At 68.0% G+C, this 8,951-nt stretch carries 10 protein-coding genes; 3 read left to right on the forward strand and 7 right to left on the reverse strand.

Features of this window, described 5'->3' with window-relative positions; genetic code table 11:
• The coding region (locus VJ693_RS25730; RefSeq protein WP_414652311.1) for a DUF4148 domain-containing protein at positions 1 to 177 on the forward strand (177 nt) is incomplete at its 5' end.
• A 230-nt stretch (positions 178 to 407) separates the two neighbouring features.
• Here the strand turns inward: VJ693_RS25730 and VJ693_RS18240 are convergent.
• The 5 genes from VJ693_RS18240 to VJ693_RS18260 all read right to left on the reverse strand — a co-directional run bounded on the left by VJ693_RS18240 (position 408) and on the right by VJ693_RS18260 (position 4,930).
• Positions 408 to 890, reverse strand: coding sequence for a hypothetical protein (locus VJ693_RS18240; protein WP_324156463.1), 483 nt, complete (start codon positions 888 to 890; stop codon positions 408 to 410).
• 156 nt (positions 891 to 1,046) lie between these two features.
• The gene (locus VJ693_RS18245; RefSeq protein WP_324156449.1) at positions 1,047 to 1,892 is read right to left on the reverse strand and encodes an FTR1 family iron permease; all 846 of its coding nucleotides are present in this window, start codon (positions 1,890 to 1,892) and stop codon (positions 1,047 to 1,049) included.
• A 16-nt stretch (positions 1,893 to 1,908) separates the two neighbouring features.
• Complete coding sequence (locus VJ693_RS18250; protein ID WP_324156451.1) at positions 1,909 to 2,253, reverse strand: cupredoxin domain-containing protein; 345 nt, start codon at positions 2,251 to 2,253, stop codon at positions 1,909 to 1,911.
• Positions 2,254 to 2,522: 269 nt separating this feature from the next.
• Positions 2,523 to 3,737, reverse strand: coding sequence for a choice-of-anchor tandem repeat GloVer-containing protein (locus VJ693_RS18255; protein ID WP_324156453.1), 1,215 nt, complete (start codon positions 3,735 to 3,737; stop codon positions 2,523 to 2,525).
• Between the two features lie 275 nt (positions 3,738 to 4,012).
• Positions 4,013 to 4,930 (reverse strand): AraC family transcriptional regulator, encoded by a 918-nt coding sequence (locus VJ693_RS18260; RefSeq protein WP_324156455.1) that lies wholly within the window; start codon positions 4,928 to 4,930, stop codon positions 4,013 to 4,015.
• Positions 4,931 to 5,046: 116 nt separating this feature from the next.
• Between VJ693_RS18260 and VJ693_RS18265 the strand changes: the two genes are divergently transcribed.
• Both VJ693_RS18265 and VJ693_RS18270 read left to right on the forward strand, forming a co-directional pair.
• Positions 5,047 to 6,492, forward strand: a complete 1,446-nt coding sequence (locus tag VJ693_RS18265; RefSeq protein ID WP_324156456.1) for an MFS transporter — start codon at positions 5,047 to 5,049, stop codon at positions 6,490 to 6,492.
• Entirely contained in the window at positions 6,489 to 6,857 is a 369-nt protein-coding gene (locus tag VJ693_RS18270) for a hypothetical protein (protein WP_324156458.1), read from the forward strand. The genes VJ693_RS18265 and VJ693_RS18270 overlap by 4 nt, the downstream gene beginning before the upstream one ends.
• 78 nt (positions 6,858 to 6,935) lie before the next feature.
• On the opposite strand, the gene VJ693_RS18275 is transcribed toward VJ693_RS18270, so the two are convergent.
• Together VJ693_RS18275 and VJ693_RS18280 are read right to left on the reverse strand one after the other, a co-directional pair.
• A complete protein-coding gene (locus VJ693_RS18275) occupies positions 6,936 to 7,685 on the reverse strand; it encodes a LamG domain-containing protein (RefSeq protein WP_324156459.1) in 750 nt (249 codons plus the stop codon).
• Between the two features lie 229 nt (positions 7,686 to 7,914).
• Positions 7,915 to 8,951, reverse strand: a 1,037-nt coding sequence (locus VJ693_RS18280) for a penicillin-binding transpeptidase domain-containing protein (protein WP_324156461.1), incomplete at its 5' end; no start/stop codon positions are given.

Here is an 8,951-nt window from a genome sequence, read left to right on the forward strand (position 1 = left end):
AGCCCGTCCCCCAAGACCCAGCAGGCCTCGGCCGCTGGCCTGAGCCGCGCCGACGTGCGCGCCGAAGTGATCGCGGCGCGTGCCAAAGGCGAGATGAACCCGTTCGACACCGAGACGAACCTGCGCGTCGCGCCGAGCGCCCGCGTGCCGGCCACCACGACGCTGGCCCAGCGCTGAACCCGACTTCCACGGATGTCAGAAGGGCGGAGATCACTCCGCCCTTTTTCTTTGCGTCGCCCTCGAATGGCGGTACGACCCCGGGACTGCGCGCCGGGAGCGACCGATCGACTGGTGCAGCGACACGAGCGTTTCGGCCGCAGCGCGCAGGCCGCGCGCGACTGGGTGGACGGCACCGACGAGCCGAAGGCACGCCCGGTCGCCGACGCACCACGAGGCCACCGACCGACTCAAAACTCGTATTCGGCCTGCAGCCGCAGCGAGTGCTTCGGCGACGTGTCGTTCAGCCCGAACAGTAGACCGGCGTTGTACTTGATCGCCTGGTGCTCGCCGACCTTGATGCGACCGAACAACGCCGGTCCGGCGATATGCGTCTGCTCTGCCGATGGCGCCCAGTCGTTCCACGGGCCGACGCTGCCGAACCCCTGCACACCGGCCTCGAGCGACGGCTTCCAGCGGTACTTCAACTGCCACTGGTAGCCCAACTCGGCCTTCTCCGGCGCTGCCGTGCGGATGTGCTTTTCGATCAGCAGATTGAGGTTGGCCTGCCACAGGCCGAACTCCGACTGCAGCAGAGGACCCCACTTGTACTCGTAGCCTTCGCTGCGATCCTCCGGCCGCTCGATCTCGAGCAGGAAACCGACGTCGACCGGGTACTTTCCAGTCTCCGTCAACTGGAACTTGCTCTCCCAGGCGTCGAACGCGCTCTGCACGCCCGGCTCGTGGTGCCACTTCGCATACAGCTCGGTGAAACACCAGCTGGTTGCGCCGTAGCCGAAGCCGATCGACCAGGCGCCCCCGCATATTTGACGGCGTGCATCGAAATTCCTCAGGAATGGCGCCGTTCATTGAACGGCGCCGCTGCGCTATCAGATCGGGCTGGCGCGACGCGGCAGAGAGCTGACCGTCAGCTGCCGCATCACCAGGCGCGTGCCGATGTAGATGCCGGCCAGAACGGCGACATAGAAGGCCAACTGCACCCCAGACGGCCGTGCGTCGTAGCCGACCAGCGCATGCAGCAGCGCTCCCAGCGCGGAGTCGGACGCCAGCCAGGTGGAGCTGTCCCATAGCGGCGCGGTGCCGCGCTCGATCAGTCCGGCCTGCGTCAGGGCGAGGGCCAGCTGGCTGGCGATCGACGCCGCCAGCAGCGCGATCAGCACGTTCGTCGCGGCGAACAGCTTCTGCGTCGGGATGCGCGACAGGCCGGCATACAGCCCCACACCAACCACGGCACCCGCGATGAGCCCGACGGCGCAGGCCAGCAGCACCGAGGCGGCGCTGACGGGGCCGCCTCCGGTGACTGAGCCGGCGACGAACAACACCGTCTCGGCGCCCTCGCGCAGCACCGCGAGTGCCACCGCGACGAAGAGCGCCCACGGCTTGCGCTGCCCGCCCTGCACCGATGCGCCGAGTTGGCGCGCCTCCATCGCCATCTGCCGGCCGTGCGTCGAAACCCAGACACAGTGCCAGACCAGCATCGAAAGCGCGACCGCCAGGATGCCGATGTTCACCAGGTCCTGGCCGATGCCGTCGGCCCAGGCGCCGACCTGCTCGGCCGTCAGGGCCAGCAGCAGCGCGCCGGCCACGCCCGTGGCCACGCCGCCAGCCAGCCAGCGGCCGCGCAGTGGCAACTGCTTGGTAGCCGCGGCGATGATGCCGACGAACAGCGCGGCCTCGAGGGTTTCGCGAAAGACGATCAAGGAGGCGGCGAACATGGCGATGGCGCTCCGTTCACTCGGCGATGACGACGCCCTTGGCGGTCGCCTCGTTGTACTCGCCGAAGAAGTCGTACCTCCCTGCCTTGAGCGGGCCGATGAAGATCGTCGCCTTGGCGCCCGCCGGGATGACCTTTTCGCGGTTCAGCGAGTGGCTCTCGAACTCCTCGGAGGTGCCGTCCTGGTTGTGCACGATCAACTTGACGCGCTGGCCCACGGGCACCTTCAGTTCAGCCGGCTCGAAGCGGTGGTTCTTGATCACCAGCTGCACTTCCGCATCCGCGGCGTGGCCGGAGCCACTGAACAGGCCGATGCCTGCAGCCAGGACGGCAAGCGGAAGGGAGAATCGTTGGGCGCGCATGGTTGTGCCTTCTGGAGAAGCGGACCGTCGGTTCCGACGTAATTGGACCAATCTTAATGCGATTGGTTCTTATTTGCAATCGCTTTACGCACCGAGATAGTCCAGCTCCCGCGTGGTCTGATGGCGTCCTGTCTGGCCTGGGTGACAGCGCCGTATGACGTGGCGCTGTGGGTCTGTTGGCCAGGGGACCGAAGGCCAGGCCAGAAGGGCCGGGTGTGCAGGGATCGTGAGTCCGCCGTCGCGCTTGAGGCGGTAGTTCGATTCGTCGGTCAGGGCGTGAACCGGTACACCGTGCCCATGCCGCCCTCGAGGTGCCACGTGAGGTGACGCCCCCCTTGCCAGCAGGTGCCATAGAGCCGTCCGTCCGTCCCGAGGGCGAGCGCCTGGTCGGACGGATGGTGGCCACCGTACCGGTTGCGGAACCGGTGCAGCACGGTGACTTTGCCTCGCGCGTTCATCTTGTAGACCGTGCCGAAGCCGAATCCGTCGCCTGCATCGGCGCCGCCTGCGTCGGTGGTGCCGTAGAAAGTACCGTCGGCCAGGCGCGTCAGGCCCACCGGGCTGGAGCCCTCTCCCGGGTCGTTGCCGAAGGCGTGCAACACGGTCAGCGCGCCGTCCGGCGCGAGGTGCCAGGCGGTGCCCCAGCCGCGCGGGCCGTCATGGCGCGCCACGCCGTAGAACGATCCGTCGGGCGCCTGCACGAAGCGGCCGAACGGAAGGGCGCCCTCGGCCGTGGCGTCGAAGTTGTGCAGCACCTGGAACGAACCGTCCTGTTTCAGGCGGTAGAAGGTGCCACCTCCCAGGGTGCCGCCGGAGCGTGCGGTGCCATAGAGGTCGCCGTCGGCCGTCAGCAACAACGCGCCGGGCGTATAGCCCTCGCTGCCGTCTACGGCGAACGCATGCACGACCGTCACGTCGCCTGCAGGCGTCATGCGGTAGATCGCCCCGTGGGTCTCGCTGCCGGCCGTCGCCCCGTACAGGTTGCCGTCGCTGCCCTCGACGAGCGGGGACGACGGGCTGTACGCGACGTCGCTGTACGCGAAGGCGTGCACCACCGTGAAGTGGCTGCCGTCCGGATCGATGCGCCAGACGGTGCCCGCGTAGGACGGGCCGCCGAACATCGAGACCCCGTAGACATGACCGTCGGAGGCCAGCACGAGTGGCTGGTACTGCCCCTCGCCCTCGCTCGACTTGAAGTCGTGGACGACCGTTTCGGCCCCGCCCGGAAGCGCGATGCGATAGATCACGCCCTTCTTGTGGGCCCCGCTCAAGTTCGTGGTTCCGATCAGCGAACCGTCCGGCAGCGTGAGCACCCCGCCCTGGGGGTGGACGCCGTCGCGGCCGTCGTCGTTGCTGTTGAACTGGTAGACGACCTGAAAACCGTGCAATGGCGCCGGACTCGCCTCGTCCGCCTGGGCGAAGGCGACTGTGACAAGGGCACATAGCGCGAATGCCGCCCGGAGCTTCAGTGGCGTGCGGTTCATGGCGACCCCCCTACCGTGGCGATGACCCATACATGCTGAGAAGGTGTGAATCTCCCTTCCTTGCGAACCATCAAGAATCACGCGCAGATCGCACAAGACGCGCGCTGATCGCTGCTTCGGGGCGACGAATTCAAGGCCGCGGATGCCGTTGATGGGTCGGGACCGCGAGTTCGAACTGAAGCGTGCCGAGCCTCGCCGACCGACTGACTGCAAGGTGCCCGGCACCGCGCGTGCTGCGGCAAGCGGCGTCGAAGTTCCGCATGGCACATAGCGGCTCACGCGGTCGCCGCCGAGCGCCTGAAGCGCCCCGGACGCACGCCGTGCACGCGCTCGAAGCTGTTGCTGAACGCGGCCTCCGACGTGTAGCCCACCAGCGAAGCGACTTCGCCGATCGACTTGTCACCGCGCCGCAGCCATTCGGCCGCGCGCCACATGCGCCAGCGGCGCACGTATTCCAGCGGCGTTTCGCCCACCTTGCGCGTGAAGTGGGCGGCAAGCGCGGAGCGTGACATACCGATCTCGGCGGCCAGCGACTGCACCGTCCAGTCGCGTGCCAGGTCCTTGTGGATTGCGGTCAACGCGCGGCTCATGCGCGGGTCCGCCAACGCCGCGAGCCAGCCGGTGTCGTCGTCGCCCAGCGTGGCCACGTGCGCGCGCACGGCCTGCAGGAAGATGATGTCGGCGAGCCGGCTGACCACCAGTCCGTTGCCCAGGGATTGATCGAAGGTTTCCATCGCGAGCAGGTGCAGCGCGGACTGCAGCATCGTCGTGCGCTCCTGCTCCATGCGGATGTGGATCAACGGCGGCAGCAGCGAAAGCAAGGGCCGCGCGCGTTCGCGGTCGAACAGGAACCAGCCGCTGATGATCGTGGTGCCTGCGCCTTGGCCGCCCACGTTGATGACCTGACCGATGCGATCGCGGATCAGGCTGAAGCAGTCCACCGTGGGCGTGCGCAAGTCGTCGAGCAGCTGGTAGCGCGTGCCGTGCGCGATGACGAAGCAGTCGCCGGTGGCCAGCGCGAGGGTCTCGCGGCTGTCGTTGAGCCGCAGGCGACAGCCGCCGCGCACCACCAGGCCGAAGCGTGCGCCATCACCCTCGCGGAAGTTGATGCCCCACGGCGCACGCGCTTCCAGGTGCGCATACACCGCCTGCAGCACACGCGTGCCGCTGAAGATGTCTTCGAGAGGATCCATCGTGACTCCAGAACACTGGACGATTGAGCATGAAGTATGGACTGCGATGCGTTGTCCGTCCATGAATCTGGGCTGACCATGCTGGCACGTCCACACGCACTTCGAAGGAACCGATCATGTCTTCCTCCCACGCCGTCGGTGCGGGCATCGGTACGGCATTGCCGCGGCCAGCCGGCCTCGCTGCACTGCTGGTGATGCTCAGCGGCACGTTCATGGTGGTGCTCGACTTCTTCATCGTCAACGTCGCGCTGCCATCGGTCCAGCACGAACTGCGGGCCGGCAGCGCCGCGCTTCAGTGGGTCGTCATCGGCTACGGGCTAGCCATGGCGGTGGGGCTGATCAGTGGCGGCCGCCTCGGCGACATCCACGGGCGCCGCCGCATCTTCATGCTCGGCGTCGCCCTCTTCGCGGCGACCTCGGCACTGTGCGGCCTGGCGCCGACGGCCTCGGTGCTGGTGGCCGCGCGTATCGCGCAGGGCGCAGCAGGCGCGCTGCTGTTGCCGCAAGTGACAGCGATGCTCGGCATCGCCTACAGCGGCGAGCAACGTGCGCGCGCCTTCGCGGCCTACGGCCTGGCGTTGGGCCTCGGCGCGGCGACCGGGCAGCTCATCGGGGGCTCGCTGATCGATGCGGACCTTGGTGGACTCGGCTGGCGCAGCTGCTTTCTCATCAACCTGCCCATCGCCGGCGTGGCACTGCTGCTCGCGCCGCGACTGCTGCCCGCACCGCCGGCGCCGCGCACGAGCCGGGTCGACGCACTGGGCGCCGCGCTGCTGGCACTGGCGCTGACCGCGCTGCTGCTGCCGCTGGTGCAAGGACGCGATGCCGGCTGGCCAGCGTGGAGCCTGGCCGCGCTGGCGGCGTCACTGCCGCTGTTCGCGCTGTTCTGGCGCCAGCAGCACCGCATGGCGCTGCGTGGTGGTCAGCCGCTGCTGGCGCCGCAGTTGATGTCGCAGCGCGGCTTCGTGCTCGGCCTCTTGGTCACGTTGGCGTTCTATGCCGGCAACGCGTCCTTGTACTTCGTGCTGGCGCTGTACCTGCAGCGCGGGCTCGGGCTCTCGCCGCTCGAGTCGGGAATCGTGTTCACCGCGCTGGCGGGCGGGTTCTTCGCCACATCGATGGCGGCGCCGCGCCTCGGCAGCTGGCTGGGACGGCAAGCCATCCTCGCCGGCGCCGGCGTGCTCGCACTCGGTCACGCGCTGATGTTCGTGCTGGTCTCGCACGCCGCCGCGCCGTCGTTGGCCGCCATCGTGCCCGTGCTGGTGATCCAGGGCTGCGGCCTCGGCATGGTGATGGCCCCGCTCGTGGCCACCGTGCTGACCGGCCTGCCCGCCGAGCACGCCGGCGTCGCCGCTGGCGTGCTCGGCACCGTGCAACAAATGGGCAACGCGCTCGGCGTGGCGCTGATCGGGATGGTCTTCTATGGCAGCGGCCATCAGACACCAGGCCAGTCCGCCGCCATCGCCGGATTCGCGCCGAGCCTCGTGTACTTGCTGGCCACTTCGCTGACCGTGGCCGTTCTCTATCGACGCTTCACCAAGCTGGCCAAGGAGGCCCCATGAACGCAACTCAGCAACTCGCCGACCGCTACGCCGCCCTATGGAACGAAGCAGACGCCGAGCGCCGCCGCCGTGCCACTGCAGAACTGTGGTCGCCCACGGGCGTGCATTTCGTGAAGGCGCGTGAGGCACGCGGCCACGAGGCGCTGTACGAACGCGTGACCAGCGCCTACGAGAAGAACGTGCACGAGCGCGGCTTCCGTTTTCGTGCTTGCCAGGACGCGCAGCGGCTGCGCAATGTGGTGACATTCCACTGGGAGATGATCCGCCCGGACAGCGGCGAGGTGGCCGCGTTGGGACTGGAGTTCATGCAGCTCGACGACAACGGCCTCATCGTGGCTGACTACCAGTTCATCGTGGTCGGGTAGCAGGTGCACCAACCCAGCGAACAAGATGGTCGATCGGCCGTCCGAGGCTGGACTGAGACGCACGGTTTTGACCGATGTTCAAGGCGGAGGCAGAAAATCTGACGGATCGAGCGCCACGTCCGAGATTCGCACATCGTCGATGAAACCGTGGAAGAAATAGAAGGGCGCATCCACGCCACCTTGCACTCCGGCGCCGATCCCCAGACCTCCGTGATGCTTCAGTTCCGCGAATGGCCGAATCGTCGTAACCGTGGAAGCGACCAGCGAGCCATTGACATACAGCGCCTGCACCCCGGTTGCGTCATCCAGCGTCCCCGCGATGTGAAGCCACTGGTTCTTGGGGAGCTCGGACGGCGACACGACGCTCGAGCCCCGGCCAGCCGCTTCCTCGATCAAGAAGATCAGGTGGCCTCCGCCCACGATCAGGTAGTAGGGATCCCAGTCATAGCGATCGTCTGATCGGATGATGATTGCGCCGCCATACCCCGTTTCGTTCCGCAGGTACACATAAGCCTCGAGGGTGAGACTGTGCGTAAGCTGCAAAAGGGGGTTGTCCGGAACAAACACGCCTGCGGTGGTGCCGTTGAACCGCAGAGCGAGCGTGCTGTCGGGATTGCTGACCGCCTTGTACTTGGGCCTGCCGAAGGGTGTCCCATTGAGACCGTTGCCGGAACTGTCCAGAATGGTCCCCTTGCCGCGGGCTGGCGCCCCATCGGTACCGTTCTCGAACTTGTAGTACGCCACGGTCGCCGCGTGGGTGGCCGTCACGCCAAGAATGCAGGCTGCGGCGAGAACCAAGGCCCCGAGATTGAATCGCGCGTGAGTCATGTGTTTCCTCCTGAAGCAGCCGATGCCAAAAGGATTCGTGACCAATCGTCTGAAGCCAATTGACGAGTCTCGGCGAGAGACGACGACCATCGAAGCGCACTGAATGCGCGCTCACGCACTCTAAGAATCACGTGAGCGACCGGTTTGATGGGGATCAGTTCGCGGCACTCGGGGCCCTGCCGATCGGCCTGCGATCTCGGATGTCGGCAGATGGCCGAAGCGCCGCCGGTCAGCCTGGCGCCAGAGGCCTCGGGCTCTCGCGCGTGCGAGCGCCCCGCACCTCGAACCTCACGACCTCGCGCACCGCGCCGCTGGCGTCGAGCAGCTCCAATCGGTGCATCCCCGGCCACGGGAGCGCATGTCGCGTCGTCGCGCTGCCGAGCACCCGGCCGTCGAGTCGCCAGCGCCACCCTGCTGTCAGCGGGCGTGCAGGCGCGATGCGCAGGCGTTGGGCAGAAGGAGGGATGTCGGGGTCGAGGGCGAGCACCGTGCCGTCGATGGGCGCCGCGATCAGGCTGCTGGGTGGCGCGGCCTCGGCGCGCACGATGCGGGCCTGCTCGGTGCCGGCGAGAAACCACTCGCTGCGCGGCGGCTCGATGGCCGGCTCGAAGCGTACTGCCTGGCGCTGCAGGCCGGTGGGTGGTTTCGGGGCTGCGAAGGCGGCCGCGTCGCCGTCGCGCCGCTGCAGCTCGTCTATCACCGCGCGCCATACCGGCGCGGCGCCGCTGGTGCCGGACACATCGGCCATCGGCCGGCCGCTGGCGTTGCCGACCCACACGCCCACCGTGTAGCGGCGCGAGAAGCCGACGCACCAGTTGTCGCGCATGTCCTTGCTGGTGCCGGTCTTCACCGCGGCCCAGTGGCGGGTGGCGAGCGCGTTGTCGAGGCCGAAGGTCAGCGCGCGCGCTTCGCGGTCGGCCAGCATGTCGGCCACGATGAAGCTGGCGGCCGCGTCCATCACGGAGCGTGAAGCGGCGCGCGCCTCGTCGGGCTTCAGACGCAGCGGGCCCGTGCGGCCCGCATTGGCCAGCGCGCGGTAGGCGTTGGCCAGGCCCGCGAGCGTGACCTCGGCCGAGCCCAGCGCCAGGCTGTAGCCGTAGGTGCCGCCGCTGGCGCGCAGGCTGAAGCCCAGCGCCTGAAGCCGCTCGCGGAAGGCCTCGGGCGTGACCGTGACGAGCGTGCGCACCGCCGGCACGTTGAGCGAGCTGGCGAGCGCCGTGCGCACCGACACCGCGCCCTTGAAGCCGTGGTCGTAGTTCTGCGGGA

This window comes from Ideonella sp. (assembly GCF_035254525.1).
Lineage (GTDB): Bacteria > Pseudomonadota > Gammaproteobacteria > Burkholderiales > Burkholderiaceae_C > Ideonella.